Genomic DNA, 22985 nt, shown 5'->3' on the forward strand with positions numbered 1-22985 from the left:
GTCTCCTCTCTTCATGTGGATCGATATATGTTCGGATCAGCCCGAAGTCCGGACCCAACTTGCGGACCCGCGGCAATGGCTTCCACGAGGCGGACGACCGCGGTCTGGTCCCCGGCCGAGACCCAGTGGACCTCGGGGATGCTGTTGAACCAGGTTTCCTGGCGCTTGGCGTAAGCCCTGGTCCGGAACAGCCACAGGTCCTTGGCTTTTTCAAGGCTGATCTCTCCGCGCAGGTGGGCCAGCAGTTCGCGGCAGCCGATGCCGGAAAAGCCCGGGGCTTCAGGGTTCGGACAACCTTCCCAGGCTCTCTGGATTTCCTGGATCGCCCTCAGCTCCAGCATCACGTCAATGCGGCGGGCCAGGCGGTCATGCAGTTCCGGCCGGGGCAGGCGCAGGCCGATGATGAACAGCTTCAGGCCCTGGGCGGAGCGACCATGGAGATGCCACCAGGACAAGGGACGCCCGGAGGCCTGGAAGACTTCCAGAGCCCGGCAGATTCGCTGCCGGTCCCGAGGGTGAATCCGGATCGCGTAGTCCGGGTCCACGTCGTTCAACCGGGTGTGCAGGGCTTCGGAGCCGCGGGCCGCGCACTCCTGGAGCACCGCTTCGCGCACCTGGGCGGGCACGTCCGGAATATCCGCCAATCCACCGGCCAGGGCGCGCAGATACAACCCCGTGCCTCCTACCAGAACGGGCATGCGGCCGTTCGCCCGACCATTCTCCTGGTCATCCTCCCGGCAGGACGCCACCGCTTTCCGGGCCGTGTCCATGAACCTGCCTGCGGATATGGTTTCATCCATGGCCAGGAACCCGTAGAGCAGATGCGGGCATTGGGCTTGCTCCACAGCGTCCGGTTGGGCGGTGATGATCGGCACGTCCCGGTAGACTTGGCGCGAATCCGCATTGATCACGGTCACTGGAAAACGCCGGGCCAATGTCAGGACCGCGGACGTCTTGCCGGTCCCGGTGGCCCCCACCAGGCAGACTATGGGAGTAGTCTGGCCGTCTGGAGATTGACTGCCTGAAACCTGGGCTTTTGGCTGTGGGGCTTGGGCCAAGGGGTGTTCCCGTTCAGTCCTTGCTCGTCCCATACTTTTGATACAGGCGGTGCAGCACGGGTTCCGGCACCAGACCCTGGACGTCTCCGTGCAGCTTGGCCGCTTCCTTGATGATCGTGGAGCTGATGTACAACCATTTATAGTCTGTCATCAAAAACATGGTCTGCAAGCCGCGGTTCAGGCGGCGATTCATCAAGGCCATCTGGAATTCGTATTCAAAGTCCGAAGTCGCCCGCAACCCGCGCAGAATTACGCTGCCGCCGCGATCTCGGACATAATCCACCAGCAACCCCTCGAACCCTTCGGCGATGACTCGCGGCTCTGGCGCGAAGACTTCCCTGATCATTTCCAGGCGCTCTTCCAAGGAGAACAGCGGGGTCTTGGGCGTGTCCCAGGCCACGGCCACGATGATCTGGTCAAAGACCTCCAACCCGCGCCGAATCAGGCTGACATGGCCGTTAGTCAGGGGGTCAAAGGTGCCGGGGTAGACAGCGATGCGTTTTTTACAGAAATTTTTGTCCATTTTGGGTTCCAGTTCACGGTTCAGGAGGCGGATGAAGGCGGTTGCGTCGTCCAGATGCAGATGCGGGTTTGACCGTACGTGCGGTCCGTTTCCAGTTCAAGTTCGGGAAGGGTCAGGGCGGCGGGGGGCCAGGCTTCTTCAACCTCCGCGCAGATCAGGGCGTCCGGGGCGATCCAGCCGTGTTTGCTCGCCAGGGTCAGGGCCGGGGCCAGGAGGTCGCGGCCATATGGTGGATCAAAAAATAAGACCTCGTATCCCCTCTGCCTGGGAGGTCCAGTCAAGGTGCGCAAGGCGTCTCCGGCCAGAATCCGGACGCGTTGTCCGGGACGCTCGAAGGCCGGGGCTTGGTCCCGCAGCAGACGCAGAGCCTTGGGATCGCTTTCCAGAAAACATACTTCAAGGGCTCCTCGGCTCAACGCCTCCCAGCCCAGGCTTCCGCTACCGGCGAACACGTCCAGCACTCGGGCCGAGCCCCAGTGCACGCCACGCGAGGCAAGCATGGAAAACAAGGCCTCGCGGACCTTGCCCATGGCCGGACGATAGCCTTCGCCCTCTGTCGTCTTGATCCGGCGGCCTTTCCAGTGTCCGGCGATGATTCTGACCACGCTTCGCCTCCGTCTTGCCTTTGCATATTCGTCAGGATACTGTCTCTGGTACAGCCTGTTTATCGGCGTTGCATGAACGACATGCCTTCCTACCCACTCCAAGAGACCGAATCAAGCCGACTCGCTCGGAGGCTTCAGGGCGGTCATCCCCTGAATACCCCGACCATGCTTTTTGACCATGAAGTTCACCTCCCTCGAAGACCTCTCCGCGCTGAAGAAGAAGTTCCCCAAGAAGGAGCGCATAAAGCGCATCGTTCCCAAGCCTCGACCAAAAGAAGAACCGGAGGCCCCGCCCAATGACGACGCGGATCTGTTCGTCCGTGCCATGTCCGAAGTCACGCCCATCTCCGGCGGGACCAAGGGGCGGGAAGTGCCAGGTGAATCTGGACTTTTGCGAGCCGTGGGCACCGACCGCAAGCAAGACCAGGCTGAGAACGACGACCTTTGGGTGACGGATTATCTGCGCAATTTGGTGCAAGGAACGGTGGAGTTCGAGCTTTCGTATTCCGAGGAATACATGCACGGGTATATCCAGGACCTGGACAAAAAGGTGCTGGGCAAGCTCAAGGCGGGGCAGTTCAGCGTGGAAGCCCACTTGGACATGCACGGGTTGAACGCGCTGCAGGCCAGGGACGCCGCCCTCGACTTCCTGCGCGGCCAGTATTACCTGGGTCGACGCTGCGTGTTGCTGATTCCCGGACGCGGCAAGAACTCGCCCGGAGGGCTGGCGTTGATCCGCGAGGAATTGCCCCTCTGGCTGACCCGCGACCCGCTGCGCCGGGTCGTCCTGGCCTTCTGCACGGCCCTGCCCCAACACGGCGGAACCGGGGCGCTTTACGTCTTGCTGCGCAAGCGCAAAAAAACTGGCGGCAAGGTTCGGTGGGACCTACCGGCTTCAGCTTCCTGAGCAAAGCTGGCGATTAACTCACTCGAAGCTAATGTTGATCTGAACCATCCCATTATCCGAATGCAGGAGATTTTTTTTCTCGGCCTGGCCGGTGCATTGGGCGCCATGGCGCGGTATTGGCTCTCCTCAGCCGCGTATGGGCTCCTGGGCCGCGAGTATCCCTGGGGTACCACCACGGTGAACGTCCTGGGGAGCTTCCTCTTCGGGCTGGTCTGGGCACTGACCCACGAGGTCGGGGCCATCTCGCCGCAAGCCCGAGTGTTCATCCTGGTCGGTTTTCTGGGATCGTTCACCACCTTTTCCACGTACATCTTCGAAACCCACCTGCTGTTTCAGGAAGGAAAACGCCTGAAACCGATCCTGAACCTGATCGTCCAAAATCTGATCAGCCTCGCGGCCCTCTATTGCGGCTATCTACTGGGCCGATTACCGTAGCCCGCGAGCATTCTTCCCGCCGTCTTCATCTGCTGTTTGAGGGTGCTCCAGAATTCCTCGCCTTTTTGCGCCTCCAGGCAGCGCAGAAACCGCGCCTTTTCGCTTTGTTCCTGAAGTTCCAGAATCACAGCGGCCAGGGTGTCCTCCACGTTGTAGAGACGCCCCTGGGCCAGGCAGACCGGGATGGTCCGGTCCTCGGGCACGTTCAGATCCCGGGCCACGGCTTGTACCGCCGCGGCGATGGCCACGGCCTTGGGGGTTGGAGCGGCGTTCAGATCGTAGGGCGGTTGCCATTCCTTGATCGGCCGGAGCTGGTCGATGTGCGTGAGCGCGACCACCAGGGGCGGGAAGCGGCGGGATGGACGTTCGGCGTACCAGGACCTGATTCGGTCCAGTTGCTCACGCTCGGTTTGGCGGTCGGCCCGGTTTGCCGCTGTGACCCAAAGGATCAGGTCCGCGTCCAGCACGGCCCGGCGCAGGGCCTTGGGGGGCAGAAGATCGGTGTCGCATCCGGGAGCGTCCAGGATCAGGGCCACATCTTGTCCCTCCCGTTCCAGGCGGTAGGCTTTCAGGGCTTGGGTGGTCCCGGGGAGTGCGTCGGTGACGATGCGCAGCCTGCCGAACAGGGCGTTGATCAGGCTGGATTTGCCCGCGTTGGCCCGGCCCAGGACCAGGATGCGCAGGGGTTCGGCGGTGGAGGGTTCGCCTTGTTTCCCGGTGTCGTCGAGGTCGGCCGCGTCGCTTCTGGTGGCCGCGGTGGGACGGGCCGTCGGGTCTTCGTCGATCAGCAGCAGTTTCCCGCTGTAGAGTTCAATGGCGTAGTACCCGACCTTGCGTACGTATTCGCGCAGCAGCCAGGCCTTGACGTTGTCCAGGCCGTATCCGGCGATGCTGTTTCCCAGGTTGCGCCGCACTTCATGAAACAGGGCCGAATAGGGCGACAGCACGGCCCGGCCCAGGCGGTAGAGGGTTTCGTACTGCTGGGCGGTTTCCCGCCAGCGATTGATCCGGGCCAGCAGGCCCATGGTCAGCTTGTGGCTGAAGGGGATGGTCCGGGTGATTTCCTGGCGCAGATCCCGGGAGGCCCGTTCGATGATCAGCAGGGCGTGAGGGATGGTCAGCTCCAGGAGCGGCTTGTCCGCTTCGGGATGATAATGGCGGGCCACCACCTCCAGGGCGTCCCGGCCCAGCAGGGCGATGCGCTGCACGTCCGCTGATGCCCAGTCCTTGGGCGAAGTCCGCCTGGCCAGCTCCTCCACCTTGGCCCAGCAGGCCTCGTCTTGGCGGGACCAGTGGGGGTCTGGTTTGGTGGTGTGGGGTTCGGGTTCTTCTGGTTGTTCGGCTTGATCCGTCTTGGATCGGGAACGTTCGATCCAGGCCGCCAGCAGGTGCAGTCCGTAGCCGGAAACGGCGCAGATCCCCAGCGCGGCCAGCCAGATGGATCGATGGTCGGACAGCCAGATCCAGGCCAGGCCGAGGACCGGCAGGGTCAGCAGGGGCAGGGCCGCCAGGAGGACGGCCAGGAGCCGCAACAGACCGAAGCCGCGCAGCAGGGCGGCCCTGCTGATCATGATCCGCCCTTTTGCCCAAAGGTCTTGATCAGATCCCGGCCCCGGCTCAATGCCTCGTCAAAGACTCGCCGGACATCCTCGGCCCGTACGGGCCGCCCCTGGGCCGCGTGGTCCAGGTAAAGCCGGGCAGCCTTGCCCAGGGCGAAGGTCAGGGCCGCGCCGGTGGCCGCGCCATAGGCGGCCCCTCCGGTCTGACCAAGAACCGGAATCAGCTTGATCACGCTGCGCCCGGCCATGCGCAGCCCGTATCCGGCGGCGATGCCCGGGCCGAGCAGGGCCGAGAATTCGGCCACGCGCCGCTTGTCCCAGCGCACCCCGGCCAACTCGCCAAGCTTGTGCAGCATTTTCACCTGCAAGGCGGGCAGGGCCGCCAGATCCACCAGGGGCACGGCCCCCAGGGCCGCCGAGGCCATGGCGTAGCCGACGATCTGCTGATGGGCGGCGCGTGAAAAGGGGGAGGACTGGCCAGACTCATCTTGAAGCCGTTCTTTCAGGCTGTCTGAAGCCCGCTGGATCGCGGCCCAAAGTGCGTCCAGACCGTAATCCGCGGGACGGATGTCGTCCCCGGGCAGGGTCAGGTCCACCGGAACCCAGATGGTCGGCCCGCTTCCGGCCAGAGAGCCGAGATGGTCGCGCTGGAAGAGCAGGGCTCTGGCCAGATCCGGGGGAACGCGCGTCTCCCAGCCGGGTTTATCGAATGGATAGGGCAGGACGTGCTCGAAGCCCGGGGAATAGACTTCGTGCAGGCAGGTCTGGGCCACGATCACCGGCCAGTCCGGTCGACGGCGGCGCACGGCCCGCAAGACGTCGAACACCGCGCCTTGCAGCCCGTCCGAAGCCTTGATCACGACAATGACCAACTGGGCCTGGGATTCGCAAAACGCCAGATCCTCGGCTGGGTCGTAGTCCACCTCCCCCAGCCCCTGGGTGTCCAGGAAGCGGACCACCGGCGCATCGGTCGGGTGGTCGTAGAACCGGGCGGTCTTGGTGCAGCTCTGAAAACCGTTGCCGATCTCGGCGTGCGGGCTGCCGGTCAGGGAGCGGATGATGGATGTCTTCCCGGATTGGGTCTTGCCCAGCAGCCAGACCACCGGCGGAGGCTGGGCCGCCCTGGCCCGGCGCAGGGCCTCGTCCAGCACGGCGTCGTTCGGGGCGCTTGCGGGGTTCTTTTCAGCGGCGGCCCCTTGGATCGTTCGGCGTAGGCCGGTCAGCAGGTTGGAGAGCATCGAAAGCTTGTTCAGCTCTTTCATCAGCCGTCCACGCCGCAGCGCACGCCCACGTCCGGGCTGTACAGGTTCTCGGCCATCCAGTCGGTGCGCCGGGCCACGGCCCGCACAAAGCCGATGTATGCGCCCCGGTCAACGGCCAGGGCTTCGGCATCCGATGGAAAAAGGGCCTTGCCGGAAGCCTCCACGGCCCGCTCGAAATCATGCCAGTGCAGCCACCCGTCCGGGAGCGTATCCACGAGCAGGTCGGTCACGCCCCGGTTGAGGCTCCAGTGCTCGCGCCACCAGTCCGAGGTCTTGAAACTCCAGCACTCGTCCTCCCAGAAGACCTTGCCGTTGGATTGCGGTTGGGCCAGGTGCTCCGGAACTTCGGAGAAGCCTTGGGTCAGGCCGGGAACGACCATGCCGATTTGGCCTCCGGGCTTCAGGAAGCGGGTCAGGTAGCCCAGGTAGAGCACATCCGTGCCGAAATACTGGTAGGCGTCCACGGACACGATCACGTCGAAGAAGGACTCGGGAAAGGGCAGGGCGTGGGCCTCGGCCCGCAAGGGATACACCAGGGCACCTACACCGGCCGCGTCGGCCCGGACGCGGTTGAAATCCGGCGAGATCCATAAATCCGCGGCCCAGACCTGCACGCCGAACTCCCGGGCCATGAAGATGCTGGTCATGGCCCGCCCGCACCCCAAATCGAGCACGCGCAGTCCCGGCCGCAACGCCAAGCCCTCGGCCAGCCATTCCATCAGCCAGACGGCGTTGGGCCCCATCTGGTTGTCCAGCATCCAGTCCGGGTCGTACTTCGCGGACAGAGGGAATTCAGTCTTGATCAGCGGATTGGTCATGAGTGCTTCCTGTTTTTCAACTTTTTTGCCCAACGAAAATCGTCATCGGATACGCGCCGTCGTTGAGCAGATACTTGTCGTAGACTCCGTCGAGAACCTCTTGACGCATGGCGAGCCCGGCCTCCTGGAATATCTGGTCCCAGGTCGCCTGGGGGAAGAGGCCGAGGACGTGATGGTCCGTGTGGATGGTCAGGTCGCCGCCGCGGCGGATCAGATAGAAGAGCGCGGCCTCGTAGGTGTCGGGGCGGTATGGATTGACGTAGTTGTTTTCCAGCAGCGTGACGTGGACGCCGTCCTTTTCGCCGGTATAGGCGAAATTGTTGTCCTGAAAGGTCTCCGCCGGCTTACCGACCACAAGCAGCACCCCGTCCGGATGGAGGTGCTCCACCGCGGTGCGCACGGCCTGGCGCAACTCGTCCGGAGTGGTCATGTAGTCGATGCAGTCCGGAATGACCACCGCGTCGAATCGTCGATTTAACCGCACGAAGCGCATGTCGTCTTCCAAATATTCGACCTCTGGATGTCTGGCCCGGGCCATGTCCAACATGCCCGGACTCAGATCCACGCCGGTGATCGCGAAATGCCGCTTGAACTCCCGATCATGCCCGCCCGCCCCGCAGCCCAGATGCAGCAGGGTCCGCGGCTCGCGACCCAGGCCCGATGTCGCGGCCCGCTGCATCAACTCAACATAAACAGCGGCTTCCCGCTCATAATCTTCCGGCTCGGCCAACCAATCATCGACCCAGGCCAGGTCGTTGTAGGCAATCCAGGGGGATGTCATTGTCTATTTACTCCGCCCTTCACCTCCCTGCGTCGGGCGTGCAGGATCGGCTCAGTGTAGCCGCTCGGTTGTTCGCGGCCCAGGAGGATCAGGTCTCGGGCGGCCTGGAAGGCGATGCTTTGGTCGTGGTTTGGTCCCATGGGCTGGTAGAGCGGGTCGGAAGCGTTTTGGCGGTCCACGACGTCGGCCATGCGGCGGAGTACGGTCAGGACCTGGTCCTGGGTGCAGATGCCGTGGCGCAGCCAGTTGGCCATGTGCTGACTGGAGATGCGCAGGGTGGCCCGGTCTTCCATCAGGCCCACGTCCGAGATGTCCGGCACCTTGGAGCAGCCCACGCCCTGGTTCACCCAGCGGACCACGTAGCCCAGGATGGACTGGGCGTTGTTGGCCAGTTCCTCTTCGATTTCCTCGGGGCTGGGGCGCTTGTCGCCCAGCAGGGGCAGTCGGAGCAGGTCGTCCAGGATAGCCCGGGGCTTGCCCATGAGTTCGCGCTGCCGGGCGAAGACGTCCACCTGGTGGTAGTGCATGGCGTGCAGAGTGGCGGCGGTGGGGGAGGGGACCCAGGCGCAGTTGGCGCCGGACAAGGGGTGGCCGACCTTGGCCCCGACCATTTCCTTCATCTTGTCCGGCTTGGCCCACATGCCCTTGCCGATCTGAGCCTTGCCGCTCAGGCCCGCGGCCAGTCCCACGTCCACGTTCCAGTCCTCGTAGGCGGTCATCCAAGGCTCGGAGCGCATGTCGTTCTTGCGGACCATGGGCCCGGCTTCCATGCTGGTGTGGATTTCATCCCCGGTGCGGTCCAGGAATCCGGTGTTGATGAAGATGACCCGTTCCCGGGCGGCCCGGATGCACTCCTTGAGGTTCAGGGTGGTCCGCCGTTCCTCGTCCATGATTCCGATCTTCAGGGCGTTGCGGTCAAGCCCCAGTGCGTCCTCGATGGCGGCGAACAGATCCCTTGTGAACGAGACCTCCTCGGGGCCGTGCTGTTTGGGTTTGACGATGTACACGCTGCCGCGGCGGCTATTACGGTACGGATTGCCGTCGGAAGCTCGGAGATCATGAAGGGATACCAGGGCCATGGTCAGGCCGTCCAGGATGCCCTCTGGAATTTCCCGGCCCTGGTCGTCCAGGACGATGTCCGTGGTCATCAGCAGGCCCACGTTGCGGACCAGCATCAGGCTGCGTCCGGGCAGGCGGAGTTCGGTTCCGTCGGGGGCCGTGAAGCTCCGGTCTTCATGCATCCGGCGTTCCACGAAACGACCGCCCTTGGAAAATTTGGCGGTCAGGTCGCCCTTGAGCAGGCCCAGCAGATTGCGAAAGGCCCCGGTCTTGTCCTCGGCGTCCACCACGGCCACGGAGTCCTCGAAATCCAGAATGGTTGTCAGGGCCGCTTCCAGGACCACGTCGCAGACCCCGGCCTTGTTTTTCCGTCCGATGTGGTGGGTGCGGTCGATGCGCAGTTTGAGATGCAGGCCGTGGTTGCGCAGGATGACGGATTTTGGTTCGTCGTCCTGTTTCAAGGGGCCGAAAAAGCCGACGAACTGTTCCGGGCGGGCCAGACCCTGCCTGGAGCCATCCTCCAGGAGGGCGACCAGTGTCCGTTTTTCCGGCGTGGATGGACTCGGGGCGACCATGTAGCGGACCACGTCGACGTGGCGGCCGGCGGCCAACGGAGCGGCCCGGTCCATAAACGCGGCGGCCTCGGCCATGACCCTGGCCCCGCGTACCGGATTGTAGGCGTCCCTTTTTTCCGCCCCCCGGTCCTCGTCGACCACGTCCGTGCCGTACAGGGCGTCATATAGGCTGCCCCAACGGGCGTTGACCGCGTTGACCGCGTACCGGGCGTTGGTCACCGGGACCACGAGCTGCGGACCGGCCACGGCGGCGATTTCCGGGTCCACGTTTTCGGTGGTGATCTGGAAATCCGAGCCTTCAGATGCACTCTCGGGCGTCAGATAACCGATGTCCAGGAGAAACTGCTTGTAGGCCGCGGCGTCGTGGGGTTGTCCGGCCCGGTCGCGGTGCCATTGGTCGATGGCCGCTTGCAGTTCGTCGCGCTTTCGCAGCAGCGCGGCGTTGCGCGGGCCGAACTCCCGGACGATCTCCTCCAGGGCGCTCCAGAAGCGCTCCGGCTCCACTCCGGTCCCGGGCGCGGCCTTCTGAACGATGAAGTCGTAAAACGGTTTGGCGATCCGCAACGTTCCAGCCTGAATATAATTCATGATCGTCCTCCCTTGATAAGATATCTTGGTTTGCGCGGCGGACGCGGCGTCAATGATTTGCTCCGTGAGACGAACGGTCAATAATCCCTTTTCCAGAACAATCCCAGCCCGCTGCCCTTGGGGCCGATGGTGCTTTCCAGGTTGATCCGGGGGCTGAGTTCCACGTCCACGGATGCCGTTTCCTGGCCGGTTCTCAAGTCGCTGTCCAGGCGCAGGTAGACGCGATCGTGGATGTATTTTCCGGCGCGCAGGCCCATGTCGCCGTTCTGACCGGAAATCAGGTCCAGGTCGTCGAGCTGGAGCAGGTCGCGGGCAGTGCCCATCAGGTTCAGACCGGAGCCGTGGCCGGCCAGTTCCCGGGCCGCCAGGGCCAGTTGGGCGGCCTGGGTTGGGGAGATACGGGACAGGGACCGGCCGAAGAGCATCTGGGACAGGATTTCATCCTGGGGCAGGGGCGGATCTGAGGTCAATGTCGGGGGCGGAATGTCCGGAGGGACTCCACTGATGCGCACGGTGAAGGTTTTCTCGCCATCCGGGTCGCGCCGGGTCTGGGAGGCCGCCAGGTTGATGAACGGCAACGGCGGCTGACCGCCGGTGAACTGGATCACGCTTTCCGGGTCCACGGTGAATCGTCTGCCCACCAGATCAAGGCGTCCGCGCTGAGGCCTGATCTCCCCGTGGATCACGGGTTCGGCAGCGGTACCGGTGATCCGCAGGTTGCCGCCCCATTCCGAATCCAGACCCCGACCGCGCACGAAGACCCGGGCCGGGAACCGCACTTCCAGGTCCAAGGCGAGGGGCGGGGCGGGGGTGGATGGAGCTAGAGGTTCCGCTGAAGCGGCATGGTGCTTGTTGGTCTCCACCACCGGCAGATCCACTACCTGGGGGCCGCCCACGTCTTTGAGGAAAATTTCCACCCGGTCCAGGACCATTTCGCCCTTGACCTTCTGAGCCGCGGTGGAGCCGGAGATGTCCAACTCGACTTTGGCCAGCCTGGCCTGGACCATGGGGCTGTCCAGGATGTTCATGTTGTTCATTTTGACTGAAAACTGAAAGGAGAAGCTATGCCCAGGGTCGAGACCGGCCCCTCCCGTGACATGCAGACGACCCTGGCCGCTGTCCGTGGCGGTGAGTGAAGTCAGCTCGAACCGTTCGTCCGTGACCTGGCCCTCGGCCTCGATATCCTGGAGCAGGACGCCCTGGAGAAGATGCTGGTAAGCTCCCCGGCGTATATGGATGCTCCCCTTGGGTTGTGGAGAGTCCAGGGTTCCGCCGAGCTGGAAATCCAACTCAAGCGTTCCGGCCAGCAACTGGCTGTCCGTGAGCACGATTTCCCCTAGCCAGCCCAGGTCCAAATCGCCTTGCACGGATGCGCTCACCGGGGCGTCGGGGGGCAGGACCACGCTCGGGGGGGCAAGGCCGAGGGTCATCGGCGTTCGTCCCTGAGCCTGGAGTAAGGGGGTGGTCGATTCGGTTTCACGTAGGACGGCCATCAGTGCGACGGTTGTCCCGTCCAGGGCCGCGTCGGCTTGGATATCCAGGGCCGGAACGTTCTCCAGGCCGCTGCGCACGGGTTGCAGGTTCTCGCCAAGCACGGTCAGGTCGCCGCGCAGGGCCGAGGTGGGGCCGTGGAGCACGACCCCGGCGGTGACCGTGCCCAGGATCTCCGGGGTGAACAGCGACAGGGGCAGGCTTTCGATTCCCAGACGCAGATCGGCGTCCTCCGGCCCAACTCGAGCGTCGGCGCGGAGGGTGGCCTGGCCGAATTCCAGATGCAGGGGCGAGATGGCCTGTTCTTCGGCTCCCAGGGTGATGCTTACGGGCGCGGTCAGCAGCAATGATTGTTCGGCCCAATTACCGGAGAGATTACGTAGTTCCACGGAGTGACTTCCGTCCTGGGCTGTGTAGGCGGTCTCAAGTTGGAGCGTGAAGGGGTGCAGAGCGTTTCCCCGGGCCGCGGCGTTCAGTACCAGGTTCGTGAGTGATCCGATGATGGTCGCGTCCAAAGAATTGACGCTGGTTTCTCCGGCTTGAAAATCTTTGGCCGCCACGTCCAGGTTCAACCTCAGCCCGTCTTGGGCGCTCAAGGCGTCCTGGATACTGCCGGTCAGGCTCAGGCTGGCCAGGGTGCCGAAGTCCGCCTGGAACTGGTTCAGGGTCGCGTCGATCCGGCCGTTCTGGACGTGCCGGATCTGCTCGTCGGCACCGCTGTCCGGTTGAAGTTGCACATCCAGGTCCAGAGCGCCGTGCATGGTCTGACCGGCAAGGGCGCTCAGGTGGGCGATGTCCTGGATGCGGCCCTGGAGGCGGGCCGTGACTAGCTGACTGTCCAGGTCCACGACGCCTTGTCCGTGCAGCGCGCCTTCGGGCACGATCAGTTCCAGTTCCGAAAGGCGCAGGAGGTCTTGGTCCAGGGCAAAGGCCGTTTCCAGGAAGAGCGGAGCCTGCATGGGGGACGCGGTCAGGGACAGCTCCCCGCGCGGAGCCTGGGGCAGGGAACGGATGGTCGCGAGCAGTTGGAGCGGAAAGGCGTCCAGGTCGGCGACTTGTAAATCGTCGCTTCGCAGGTCGAGATCCAGGGTCAGATTTTGGCTGACGTCCCCCCGGGCCTGGACGTCCAACACGGCCGCTCCGGCCAAGCCGATATCAGGCGTTGGCGAGGCCAGGGTCAGGTCCGGAAGGGCCAGGGTGGCCTGGGCGTTCAGCTCGCCGCTGGCCAGGGTGAACTCTGCCGTCGCGTTCAGGTCCAGGCCGGGTGATTGCAAGCGCAGGGTCTGGGCCTGAATGCTTCCCGGTCCGGCCGTTGCGGCATCCTCGGGCGGCAAGAGTCGAACATGGGCAAGCAGCCTGGGGGCTGAACCCAACAGGTGGGGCAGCGGATCGGGCAGGCCAGAGAGGCGGGCCAGTCCCGCGTCCACATTCACATCCAGATCCATGGGCTGGACCGTGCCGCGAGCCGTGATGCGCAGATCGGCATCGCCGCCGACCTCTTCCAGACCATGCGGGGCCAGCCAGGGCTGGATCGGGCTGGGGCGCAGCTCCAGGCTGGCGTCCAGTCGGCTGGTGTCCAGGCCGAATTCGGCCAGGGCGTGGATGTCCACGCCCTGGCCGAGCAGGTTCAGGGACGCAACGTTCAGGACGTTGTCCGTCAGGTGATAGGCCGCGTCGAAGCTCGCTGTCACTTCCGGGGGCAGGGCCGTGTCCGGAACGTGCAGCCCCTGGGCTTCCAGGACGCCCACGACGGAGATGATCAGGTCGGTCGGCCTCGTCGTCTCCTTTGGCTCGCCTGTCTCGCCCGTCTCGTTTGTCGCGCTGAACCGGAACGCGGCGTCCAGGTCCAGTCCGCCGACCCGGACCGGGTCCGCGAAAACATCGGTCAGGTGCAGGGCGAGTTGGATGTCCGGACCGGTCAGGGGGCCGGAAATGTCGCTTTGGAGGCGGACGCGCGGCCCCAATTCCACTCCGGTCAGCTCGGCCAGGGGGGCCGTATCCAGCACGTCCAGGCGCACCTCGCCGGTCAGTGTGGATTGGCCCAGATCCACGTCAGCGTGCACGTTCAGGTCCAGCAGGGCGTTGCGCAGCGCGAGTCCGGCCAGATGCACGACGTCGGGGTTGGGCATGGAGGCCTGGATTTTGAACGTCGTGGGAGGCAGCAAGGCCTGGGCGGGCTCGGGAAGCAGGGAAGGGGCGATGCGCAACTCCCCGGTCCAGGTCAGGCTGGGATGATCCGGCCAGGCCAGGCCCAGATCGCTGCGTAGGGAAACCAGATCTCCGGCCTGGACCGAAAATGCGCCGTCCCAGGCCAGGGGCGGCCCGTCGCCGTCCAGGACAACTTCCAGGGGCGTGGCCGGGGGCAGGCCGAGCAGGGGAGCCAGAGCGCCGTTCGGGTCGGAGAAGGTCAGACGCAGATCCAGAAGGTCGGTCTCCGGCGCGAACCCGGCCCGCAGACTGAGCAGGCTGGCCTCTCCAGCCGGACCAGCCAGGGAGTCCAGGCCGAGGTTCACCCTTGCATGGTGTTCCCCGGCGTCCAGATCCCCGGTCAGGCGCAGGACGATCCGCTCACCGGCCACGGCTTCGGCCAGGATGATCCGGCGGATGTCCAGATTGTCCAGGGCCACCCGGGGAAAAGCCGCGGGCGGTTCAAAATCCAGGAGCGTCTCCCAGGATTCCGGCCTGGCGGGCTCAAGGTCCGGCTTGGGATCGTCATCGGCGGGAACACGCATTAGCTCGACCCGGTCCACGCTCAGCTCCTGAATCCGGATGCGAGCCGCAAGCATATCCCGGCCGGACCAACGCAGGACGACGTCGTCAATCTCCAACCATACTCCCTCGTCATCGGCAAGGCGCAGTTCAGCAAGCCGAAGGTCGAAGGGAAACCGACCGTGCAGTCCGGACAACGCGACCCGCTGCCCGCCCACGTCGGCCAGGCTGGAATTGAGGAGGGTTTCCAGGCGTTGGAGGCCGAAGTCGGTGCGGAGCAGGATGACGATCATCAGAACAAACGTGATCAACAGTCCCGCCGGGGCGAGGAGCAGATAGAGCCACCACCGGCGTGCGCTCTTTTTTTCGGGATGCCGCGTTGAAGAGGCGTTCGGCTCGGTCATGCGTCTTTTTCGTCCTTGGCTTGGTGCTTAATACGCCTGCCCAATGCTCACATAGACCTGGAACACGTCGTCCTTGTCCCGGCGGTTCAGCGGGAAGGCCACGTCCAGGCGGATGGGGCCGAAGTCCAGGTGGTACCTGAGCCCCAGCCCCGCGCCCCAGAGGAAATCGTCCTGGAATCGCAGCTCCGTTTCGCTGAACACCTGTCCGCCATCCAGAAAGGCCACCAAGCCGATGTTGTTCTCCAGGCGCAGCCGCAGTTCCGTACTCACTTCCACCATGCTCTTGCCCCCCACGACCTTGCCGTCCACCTCCGGCCCGATGGACTGATAGGCGTAGCCGCGGACCGAGCCGCCGCCTCCGGCGTAGAAGCGCTGGTCCGGGGGCAGGTTCATGCTGGCTTCGCCGGTGATCGACCCCAGGGCGCCCCGTCCGGCCAGGACCAGGCGATCCTCGGCCAGGATGGGCAGGAAGGCGCTGAGGGAGCCGGAAAGCTTGAAGAAGGTCGTGTTCCATTCCAGCGTGTCCAGGAACGGTTCGGCCCGAAGCTGAATCCGCCAGCCCCTGGCCGGGTTGAGCACGCTGTCGCGCTTGTCCCAGGTCAGCTCGCCCGGGGTGGAGATCAGGCCGTAGGTCTCGGTTTCCCCAAGCTGGGTGACTTCCGAGTACCGGAAGTTCGCCCCAAGGCCCACGGTCCAGAAGCGGTCAAGTCGGCGGTTGATCATGGCTCCGGCCGTGGCTTCCTTTTTTTCCAGAGCGTCGGTTGTTTCCTGGCCGATATTGCCCTGAATGGACAGCGACTGAGACGGGTCGGGAAACTCCGGGATCTGGAAGGCGCCTTCGAGCATTTGCCTTTTTTCGGCCAGATGGAGCCGGGTGCGGAGCTGTTCGCCGCTGCCGAGGATGTTGCGGTGTTCCCATTCCAGGGCCGTGCCGATTCCCGTATCCGTCTCGTAGCCCACGCCGGCCTTGACGGTCCGGGGGACGCGCTCCACCACGGAGATGGTCACGGGCAGTTCGTTGTTCCCAAATTTGGTGTTCCCAAGTTTGTCCTTAGATGCGGGTATCGAGCCGGGATGGGAGACGTCCACCATGGTGAATAGGTCGGTCTGCATCAGGGTGGCGCGCAGCCTGTTCAGTTGGGAAGACCGGAACGGCTGGCTTTCAGACCAGGGAATTTTGTCCAGGATGTAGCGCGGCGAGACCCGCTCCTCGCCTTCCACGGTCACCGGGCCGAAGCGGGCCGATGGGCCGGGGTTGAACGTATAGGTGGCGACTAGGGTTCGAGACTCGTGGTCCACCCGGGCTTCCCGGAGCGCCACCCAGGGAAAGGGGTGGCCGTTTTCGCGCAGGAATTCGCGGAACATGTCCGTGCCCCGGCGGATTTCGGGCGCCCTTGCCCGGTTGCCCAAAGCAAGCCCCGCGGAGGCCGGGTCGGGATTAGGGAAGGCGAACCCGTCCTCGGAATCCGGACCGTCGAAATGCACGGCCTGAAGTAAATAGGCTGGCCCGGGCTGGACCTGGAAAACGATCCTGGGCGGGGTGGCTTGGTGGTCAACGCGTGCCTCGACCCGGCCGTCATAGTAGCCTTCGGAACGCAGGGCGCGAAGCAGATTAGGGATGTCGGCCCGGGCGCGGCGGTCGAACATCTGCTCCGTGGCCGGTATACGCTCGCGCAGGGCGTGTGACTCGGACACCGAGCGCAGGATGTCCCGGAGGGCGGGGTCCAGTTCGCCTTCGAAGACCACTTGATACGCATCCGTGCCGAACAACGTCTGGTGCAGGGCGTCCGGGACAAGATCCCGCAGGTTGTCGAACTGGGCCTGGGCCGGGCTGGTCGTGACGACCAGGCCGGCCAGGACCAGGGCGAAAACGAGGAATCGCGACAGTCGGCGACTACGACCGAGCGGTGCGCAGGGCCTCAAAGCCATCTCCCTGGTGCACGGTGAGTTGCGTGAAAGGGATGATCCAGCCATGTTCGTTGCAGACCCGAACGCAGGACTGCTGGATGATCCGGCCCACGGCCCAGTAGGAGCCGGCCGCCTTGCCGTTCATCATCACATAGATCAGGTAGTCCAGGGAAGAGGTCCCGGCTTCCTTGAAGTCCACCAGCACGGATTCGAGGCCGTCGGTGAATGAGGCCCTCAGGGCGTCCGTCACCGCGGTTTCGAAGATGGCCGGCACTTCCTCCAGGCAGATGGCCTGGTGCTGGTAGTCGATGCCGAAGGTTACGGCGAAGCCGAAGCCGTTGCGGGTCAGATTCCGCGGTGAAGCCCCGAGGAAGGAGCCCGTGGAAAAGGTGCGCACGGACCCGACGTGCTTGATCTGGACCACCTCCGGCGTCTGGAGCAGCACCTGGCCGTAGGTGCCGTCGGAAAGCATCACGTAGTCGTCCTTGCGCGTCGGGAACCAGGGTTCCTCCGGGTCGTCCGGGCGGGATATCTGGCTGGCCAGATCGCCCAGGGGCACACGCAGCACGCCGCCTTGCAGTTCCGGATTGTACAAGGTCGAGTACATGTTCAGGTTTTTGACCTCCCAGGGGATTCCGTTCAGGAAAATTCGCTCCCCTTCCCGGACCGGACCCATGTCCAGCAGCATTCGGACCTCGGTCATGAACTTGGGCAGGTAGGTCCTGGACCCCACGGCAACCAGGACGAGAATGATCATGGCCAAGCCCAGAAGCAGCCAGTCTCCGGAAACGTAGAGCACCAGGAGCAGGGCGCACAGGGCGAGGATGACGGAAATCGCCTGATAGCCCACGGTGAACAGTTTGGCGTGGGGCTTGCGTTTCAGGACGACCGCATCGTCCTCTTTGCGGCGGACGACCTTGGGCAGGGTCTGGAGCAGGAACCAGACCCCGGCGGTGACCACGACCGCCATGATCAGGATCAGGCCGCGGCCTTGGACAAAGGATAGCATGCCCTGGTGGAGCATGTCCCAGAAGGTTCTTTGCTCCTCTCGCAGTTCCTGGAGCTGGAGCTGTTGCAGATTGATTTCCAGCTCCAGGTCCGACTTACGTTGCAGCCAGGATTTTTCCAAGGCCTGCAGACGAGTGGCCAGCTCTTCGTCCTGAACTCCGGCGATGACGTTGGCGATGTTGGCCAGTGCTCGGTTGACCACGTTCAATCTAGCCTGATCCTGGGCTATTTCGCGGTTGATCCGTTCGATGTTGCGCGGCGTTTCCGTGAACTGCTTGAGTTGGTCGAGAAAAGGCTCAATGACCTCGAAAAGTTGTTGTTGCCAGTCAAAGGGTTGTTCCGGTTGGTCGCGGAAGATGGAACTGTCCACGCCGCCGGTGGCCACGGACTCGAAGGTGGTCCTGGAGGCCTGGATCAAGCGCTCCAGCTCTTCGATTTCCGCTTCCATCTCGGCGCGTTCCGAGGCGGTCTGGGCTTCGGCCATGTGGCGGCGCAGATCGTCCAAATGTTGGCGGCGATCCTGGATGGACTGGGCGATATTGGCCAGTTGGGATCGAACGGCGTCCAGCCGCTCTTCCAGATTCTGAGTCGAGCCCGGAGAGGGCATCGCTGGAAGGCCGGGCGTTGGAGCGGGGTCTTGCTGGGCGAACGGAACGGAGGGTGATGCGCAAACCAGTGTCAGGGCGAAAAGCAGGGTCAGAGCCGGGGCGAAGATCAGGGCCAAGTATGGCCGTGGACGCGGAAAAAATGTGGGGAAGGCGGGCATGAATCTCTCCAAAGCATGTTCACAGGAGCGGCCTGAAGCCGTCCCGGCATTATTTTTGGTTATCTAAAAAACTCGTAAGCGTTTGTTGGCATTTGGGGCGCCGATTGCACGGCGTCCGCTACGGCGAAGAACTTGAACATGGTCATGGAAGGGAGTAGGTAGGCCGAGCGATCAGGACGGTTAACCCAGTAATTAATATCTTTATTACCTAGCCCATCAAGACATTTCTTGCAACCACCTCCATCTTTTCCCCCCGAGGCGGGGGGTCGCATATGCAAAAGACGACGTATTTTTTGATTTCATTCTGCCGACTGGTTCTGCTGGTCCTGCTGACTCTGGTCGGCGTTGCATTGCTCTTTGGCTGTTCCTCCTCGTCCGGGGAAGAACCTCAGGAGGCTTCAGTCCCGCGCCGGGTGAACGTGGTGATTCAGGAGATCGTGCCGCAAGAAATCCGGGACGTGGTGCTGCTCCCCGGTTCGGCGGAGCCCTGGTTGAGCGTGGATCTTGCCGCGGAGACCGCCGGCAGGGTGGAAAAGCTTTCCGTGCGCGAGGGCGACCATGTGCGGGTCGGGCAGGTCATCGCCCAGATTGACGTCACGGCTCTGGGCGCGGGCATGGCCAGGGCGCGGTCGGCCTTCGAGCTGTTCGAGGACCAGTTGCGACGACGGGAACGGCTGTTCCTGGAGCAGATCATCCACGAAGAAGAGCTGGACCAGATCCGCAGCGAGAAGGTCCAGGCCCGGGAGGCGCTTCGACAGGCTGAAATCGAGTACGACCGAGGCCTGCTCAGGGCACCAAGTCCTGGCCGGGTTAACACGAAGTTGGTCGAGGTCGGCGAATTCGTGGACCGCGGCCAAGTGGTCATCGAGTTGGTGAACATTGATAAGATCAAGGTCCAGGTCCAGGTTCCGGAGATGGACGTCCGCTTTCTGGAGGTGGGCCAGCCCGTGCTGGTGATGGTGGACGCCTTTCAGGGCCAGGAGTTTCAAGGCGTCATTGACTTCATTGCCTTCCGGGGCGACCCGGCCACCAAGACTTTCCGCACGCAGGTGGTCATGGACAACCCGGAGGGCAAAATCCGTCCGGGGATGATCGCCCGCGTCCTTTTTCTGCGCCGGACTATCCCCGACGCCCTGGCCATCCCTCTGCCTTCCCTGATCGACCGGGGCGGAGAACGCCTCGTCTACGTGGAAGAAGACGGTCTGGCCCGGGCCCGGCAGGTGGAAATCGGGGTCATCGAACGCGACCGCATCCAAATCATCAACGGCCTGCACCCCGGCGACCGCCTGATCGTGGCCGGGCACCGCGAAGTGGATGAGGGAACGGCGGTGGTGGTGCGATGATCGTCAACACATGGGCCTTGCGCCGCCAGGCCACGGTCCTGACTTTGCTGGTGTTCCTGGTGATCATCGGCGTGTATTCCTATCTGACTTTGCCGCGGGAAGCCTTCCCGGATATCACCATCCCGTACGTGTTCGTGACCACGACCTATGAAGGCGTGGCCCCGGAGGACATGGAGACGCTGATCACCATGCCCATTGAGCGCAAGCTCAAGGGGCTGGCCGGGGTGGAGGAGATTCGGGCCAGTTCGGCCGAGGGGTTGTCCACGGTGGCGGTGAAGTTCATCCCTTCGGTGGACATCGACGACGCCTTGCAGAAGGTTCGGGTCAAGGTGGACCAGGCCAAGGCGGATCTGCCCTCGGACCTGGAGGACGACCCGGTGGTGGAGGAGGTCAACTTCTCGGACATCCCGGTGATCAGGGTGGTTCTTTCCGGGCCGTACTCCTTGGCCCGGCTGAAGACCTGGGCCGAGGACCTCAAGGACGAGATCGAGACCATCCCCGGGGTGCTCAACGTTCTGGAGAGCGGCGGGCTGGAGCGGGAAATCCGGGTGGAGTTCGACCTGGACCGCATCCGGGCCTACAACGTGCCCTTTTCCAGCATGATCCAGGCCGTGACCCAGAGTAACGTGAACATGCCCGGCGGGAGCATGGACATCGGCGAAACCCGTTACCTGGTGCGGGTGCCCGAGGACTTCAAGCATCCCTCGGAGATCTTTTCCATCGTGGCTTTTGTCCGTGACGGACGCCCCGTGTATCTGCGCGACGTGGCCCGGATCGAGGACACCCATAAAGATCCCCTGACCCGCAGTCGGATCAACGGTAGGCCCAGCGTGACCCTTTCGGTGCAAAAGCGCAGCGGGGAGAACATCGTCCGGATCTGCGACGAGGTCCGGGCCATGGTGGACAGGCTCCGTCCGGATCTGCCGCCGGATCTGGTTTTGGACATCACCTCGGACATGTCCGAGGATGTTCGGTTCATGGTCTCCGAGCTGGAAAACAACATTCTTTCCGGCTTGATTCTGGTGCTCGGCGTGATCGTGCTGTTCATCGGCGGGCGCTCGGCCGTGTTCGTGGCTCTGGCCATTCCCTACTCCATGTTCATCGGCTTCGCCCTGCTTTCCGGATTCGGGATCACCCTGAACATGGTGGTGCTTTTTTCCCTGATTTTGGCTCTGGGCATGCTCGTGGACAACGGCATCGTCGTGGTGGAGAACATCTACCGTCACATGCAGCAGGGCCGGCCCCGGGAGGTCGCGGCCCGGATCGGCACGGACCAGGTGGCCTGGCCGGTGATTACGGCCACCCTGACCACCCTGTCCGCGTTCATCCCGCTGCTGTTCTGGCCCGGGATCGTGGGCGAGTTCATGATGTTCCTGCCCAAGACCCTGATCATGGTCCTCTCGGCTTCCCTGTTCGTGGCCCTGGTGGTCAATCCGGTGCTTTCGGCCCGGTACCAGGTCGTCAAAACGCCCAAGCCGCGACAAAGCGAGGATGCGAAAAAAACCGACCAGGAAGAGGTCCGCGAGCCCTGGATCAAGCGGCTCTATCTTGGTCTTTTGACTTGGTCGCTGCGCCATCGGCTGGTGGTTCTGGGAACCGCCGTGTTGATGCTGGTCGCGGCAATGGTCGGTTTCGGAACCTGGGGCAAGGGGGTGGAGTTCTTTCCGGAGACCGACCCAAATCGGGCCTACGTGCATATCCGCGCTCCTGAAGGCACCAGCCTGGACGCCTCGGACCGGCTGGTGGCTCAGGTGGAAGACATCGTCATGGAATACCCGGACATCAAGTTCGTGATCGGGAACATCGGCTCCGCCGGAGGCGATCCGTTCGCCGCGGGCGGGCCGGGAACGCATTTGAGCCGGGTGGCCCTGGACTTCGTGGACTTTCACGACCGCTCTCAGTCCTCCACCAAGACCCTGGACGAAATTCGCGAACGTCTTTTGACGACCATTGCCGGAGCCGAGATCCAGGTGGAAAAGGAAGAGGGCGGTCCGCCCACGGGGCCTCCGGTGAACATGGAGATTTCCGGACGGGACATCCGGATTCTTGGCGAACTGGCGGCCCAGGTTCGACGAGCCATTCGGGACGTGCCCGGGCTGGTGGACCTGAAGGACAACTTCGTCCAGGGCAAGCCGGAGATCCGGATCAATATCGACAAGGAAAAAGCGGCCCTGTTGGGCCTGGACGCCTACACCATCGCCTACACGATCAAGGCCGCCATCGGCGGAGTGCGGGTGGGGGTCTTACGCGACGACCGGGATGAGTACGACATCACGGCTCGGTTGCCCGAAGAAGCCAGGGATTCCCTGGAATCCTTGAAGCGATTGACGGTTTCCGGGCCTTTGGGAGAGCCTATTCCCTTGACCAGCGTGGCCGAGGTGGAACTGGGCAGCGGTGTGGGGGACATCATGCGCCTGAACCAGCGCCGGGTGGTCACGGTTTCAGCTTCGGTTTCCGGGAGGCTGGCCAACGACGTCCTGGGGGACATCCAGCGGCTTCTGGCCGGTTTTGAATGGCCCCGGGGGTATTCCTACCAGTTCACCGGCGAGCAGGAGGAGCAGGCCAAGGCCCAGGACTTCCTGAGCAAGGCATTTATCGCGGTGATCTTCCTGATTTTCCTGATCCTGATCACCCAGTTCAATTCCATCATCCCCGGGTTGATCATTCTGGCTTCGGTGCTCTTCTCCCTGATCGGCGTGTTTTTCGGGTTGCTGGTCACGGGTACGGCCTTCGGGATCATCATGACAGGGATCGGCGTGATCAGCCTGGCCGGGGTGGTGGTGAACAACGCCATCGTGCTCATCGACTACTACATGCAGCTTTTGGGGCGGGGCATGGAACGCACCGAAGCCCTGGTCCGGGCCGGGATGGTCCGGTTCCGGCCGGTGATGCTCACGGCCGTCACCACCATCCTCGGCCTGATGCCCATGGCCACCGGAGTCAGCTTCGACTTCAAGACCCTGAGCTGGAGCATCGGCGGCGAATCGGCCCAATGGTGGGGCCCTATGGCCGTGGCCGTGGTCTTCGGCCTAGCCGCGGCCACTTTGTTGACGTTGATCGTGGTGCCCGTGCTTTGTTCCCTTTCTAAAAGCCTGCCGGGAACGGCCCGGGGGCTGTATGGGGGGAGGGATGAGGGATGAAGGTTGAAGGGAGACAATAGCTCCCGCTTTTTTCCTTGCACCGTGA

15 protein-coding genes are annotated in these 22985 nt (G+C 63.6%); 4 read left to right on the plus strand and 11 right to left on the minus strand.

The window, feature by feature from the left end; genetic code table 11:
* Positions 1 to 11: 11 nt before the first annotated feature.
* From miaA to rsmD, 3 genes are read right to left on the minus strand one after another with little or no spacing between them, the layout of a single operon-like run.
* Positions 12 to 1058 (minus strand): tRNA (adenosine(37)-N6)-dimethylallyltransferase MiaA, encoded by a 1047-nt coding sequence (miaA, locus tag C6366_RS04980; RefSeq protein WP_233248396.1) that lies wholly within the window; start codon positions 1056 to 1058, stop codon positions 12 to 14.
* A 13-nt stretch (positions 1059 to 1071) separates the two neighbouring features.
* On the minus strand, positions 1072 to 1581 hold the full coding sequence (coaD, locus tag C6366_RS04985) for a pantetheine-phosphate adenylyltransferase (RefSeq protein ID WP_107736245.1): 510 nt from the start codon (positions 1579 to 1581) through the stop codon (positions 1072 to 1074).
* Between the two features lie 20 nt (positions 1582 to 1601).
* Positions 1602 to 2186 (minus strand): 16S rRNA (guanine(966)-N(2))-methyltransferase RsmD, encoded by a 585-nt coding sequence (gene rsmD / locus C6366_RS04990; protein WP_107736246.1) that lies wholly within the window; start codon positions 2184 to 2186, stop codon positions 1602 to 1604.
* Between the two features lie 178 nt (positions 2187 to 2364).
* Here rsmD and C6366_RS04995 point away from each other — a divergent pair, with 178 nt between their 5' ends.
* Together C6366_RS04995 and crcB are read left to right on the plus strand one after the other, a co-directional pair.
* Positions 2365 to 3093 carry a Smr/MutS family protein gene (locus C6366_RS04995; protein WP_107736247.1) on the plus strand — a complete coding sequence of 243 codons (729 nt, stop codon included), beginning with the start codon at positions 2365 to 2367 and terminating at the stop codon, positions 3091 to 3093.
* Between the two features lie 60 nt (positions 3094 to 3153).
* Complete coding sequence (gene crcB / locus C6366_RS05000) at positions 3154 to 3528, plus strand: fluoride efflux transporter CrcB (RefSeq protein ID WP_107736248.1); 375 nt, start codon at positions 3154 to 3156, stop codon at positions 3526 to 3528.
* Here the strand turns inward: crcB and C6366_RS05005 are convergent.
* The 8 genes from C6366_RS05005 to C6366_RS05040 form a co-directional block, all read right to left on the minus strand.
* Complete coding sequence (locus tag C6366_RS05005) at positions 3504 to 5099, minus strand: GTPase family protein (protein ID WP_107736249.1); 1596 nt, start codon at positions 5097 to 5099, stop codon at positions 3504 to 3506. The two genes, crcB and C6366_RS05005, sit on opposite strands and share 25 nt — an antisense overlap.
* A complete protein-coding gene (locus C6366_RS05010; protein WP_199221430.1) occupies positions 5096 to 6349 on the minus strand; it encodes a YcjF family protein in 1254 nt (417 codons plus the stop codon). The genes C6366_RS05005 and C6366_RS05010 overlap by 4 nt, the downstream gene beginning before the upstream one ends.
* Entirely contained in the window at positions 6349 to 7167 is an 819-nt protein-coding gene (locus C6366_RS05015; RefSeq protein ID WP_107736250.1) for a cyclopropane-fatty-acyl-phospholipid synthase family protein, read from the minus strand. Before C6366_RS05015 ends, C6366_RS05010 begins: the two co-directional genes overlap by 1 nt.
* 16 nt (positions 7168 to 7183) lie before the next feature.
* A complete protein-coding gene (locus tag C6366_RS05020) occupies positions 7184 to 7948 on the minus strand; it encodes a trans-aconitate 2-methyltransferase (RefSeq protein WP_107736251.1) in 765 nt (254 codons plus the stop codon).
* Entirely contained in the window at positions 7945 to 10173 is a 2229-nt protein-coding gene (locus tag C6366_RS05025) for a malate synthase G (protein ID WP_107736288.1), read from the minus strand. The genes C6366_RS05020 and C6366_RS05025 overlap by 4 nt, the downstream gene beginning before the upstream one ends.
* 74 nt (positions 10174 to 10247) lie before the next feature.
* The gene (locus tag C6366_RS05030; protein ID WP_107736252.1) at positions 10248 to 14774 is read right to left on the minus strand and encodes a translocation/assembly module TamB domain-containing protein; all 4527 of its coding nucleotides are present in this window, start codon (positions 14772 to 14774) and stop codon (positions 10248 to 10250) included.
* Positions 14775 to 14801: 27 nt separating this feature from the next.
* A complete protein-coding gene (locus tag C6366_RS05035) occupies positions 14802 to 16697 on the minus strand; it encodes an autotransporter assembly complex family protein (protein WP_158269652.1) in 1896 nt (631 codons plus the stop codon).
* Positions 16669 to 18456 carry a hypothetical protein gene (locus C6366_RS05040; protein WP_107736254.1) on the minus strand — a complete coding sequence of 596 codons (1788 nt, stop codon included), beginning with the start codon at positions 18454 to 18456 and terminating at the stop codon, positions 16669 to 16671. The genes C6366_RS05035 and C6366_RS05040 overlap by 29 nt, the downstream gene beginning before the upstream one ends.
* Before the next feature lie 272 nt (positions 18457 to 18728).
* On the opposite strand from C6366_RS05040, the gene C6366_RS05050 reads away from it, so the two are divergent.
* Together C6366_RS05050 and C6366_RS05055 are read left to right on the plus strand one after the other, a co-directional pair.
* On the plus strand, positions 18729 to 19799 hold the full coding sequence (locus C6366_RS05050; protein WP_107736256.1) for an efflux RND transporter periplasmic adaptor subunit: 1071 nt from the start codon (positions 18729 to 18731) through the stop codon (positions 19797 to 19799).
* Positions 19796 to 22939: an efflux RND transporter permease subunit gene (locus C6366_RS05055; RefSeq protein WP_107736257.1), complete on the plus strand. Its 3144-nt coding sequence runs from the start codon at positions 19796 to 19798 to the stop codon at positions 22937 to 22939. The genes C6366_RS05050 and C6366_RS05055 overlap by 4 nt, the downstream gene beginning before the upstream one ends.
* Positions 22940 to 22985: the final 46 nt, after the last annotated feature.

The sequence above is a fragment of the Desulfonatronum sp. SC1 genome (assembly GCF_003046795.1).
In the GTDB taxonomy this organism is placed as follows: domain Bacteria; phylum Desulfobacterota; class Desulfovibrionia; order Desulfovibrionales; family Desulfonatronaceae; genus Desulfonatronum.

Bases quoted from the DNA above. Each gene is read 5' to 3' on its own strand.
- C6366_RS05030 (WP_107736252.1), bottom strand. From the start codon at position 14,774: ATGACCGAGCCGAACGCCTCTTCAACGCGGCATCCCGAAAAAAAGAGC.
- C6366_RS05050 (WP_107736256.1), top strand. From the start codon at position 18,729: ATGCAAAAGACGACGTATTTTTTGATTTCATTCTGCCGACTGGTTCTG.
- C6366_RS05020 (WP_107736251.1), bottom strand. From the start codon at position 7,948: ATGACATCCCCCTGGATTGCCTACAACGACCTGGCCTGGGTCGATGAT.
- C6366_RS04995 (WP_107736247.1), top strand. From the start codon at position 2,365: ATGAAGTTCACCTCCCTCGAAGACCTCTCCGCGCTGAAGAAGAAGTTC.
- coaD (WP_107736245.1), bottom strand. From the start codon at position 1,581: ATGGACAAAAATTTCTGTAAAAAACGCATCGCTGTCTACCCCGGCACC.
- C6366_RS05010 (WP_199221430.1), bottom strand. From the start codon at position 6,349: ATGAAAGAGCTGAACAAGCTTTCGATGCTCTCCAACCTGCTGACCGGC.
- C6366_RS05005 (WP_107736249.1), bottom strand. From the start codon at position 5,099: ATGATCAGCAGGGCCGCCCTGCTGCGCGGCTTCGGTCTGTTGCGGCTC.
- C6366_RS05040 (WP_107736254.1), bottom strand. From the start codon at position 18,456: ATGCCCGCCTTCCCCACATTTTTTCCGCGTCCACGGCCATACTTGGCC.
- crcB (WP_107736248.1), top strand. From the start codon at position 3,154: ATGCAGGAGATTTTTTTTCTCGGCCTGGCCGGTGCATTGGGCGCCATG.
- C6366_RS05015 (WP_107736250.1), bottom strand. From the start codon at position 7,167: ATGACCAATCCGCTGATCAAGACTGAATTCCCTCTGTCCGCGAAGTAC.
- C6366_RS05055 (WP_107736257.1), top strand. From the start codon at position 19,796: ATGATCGTCAACACATGGGCCTTGCGCCGCCAGGCCACGGTCCTGACT.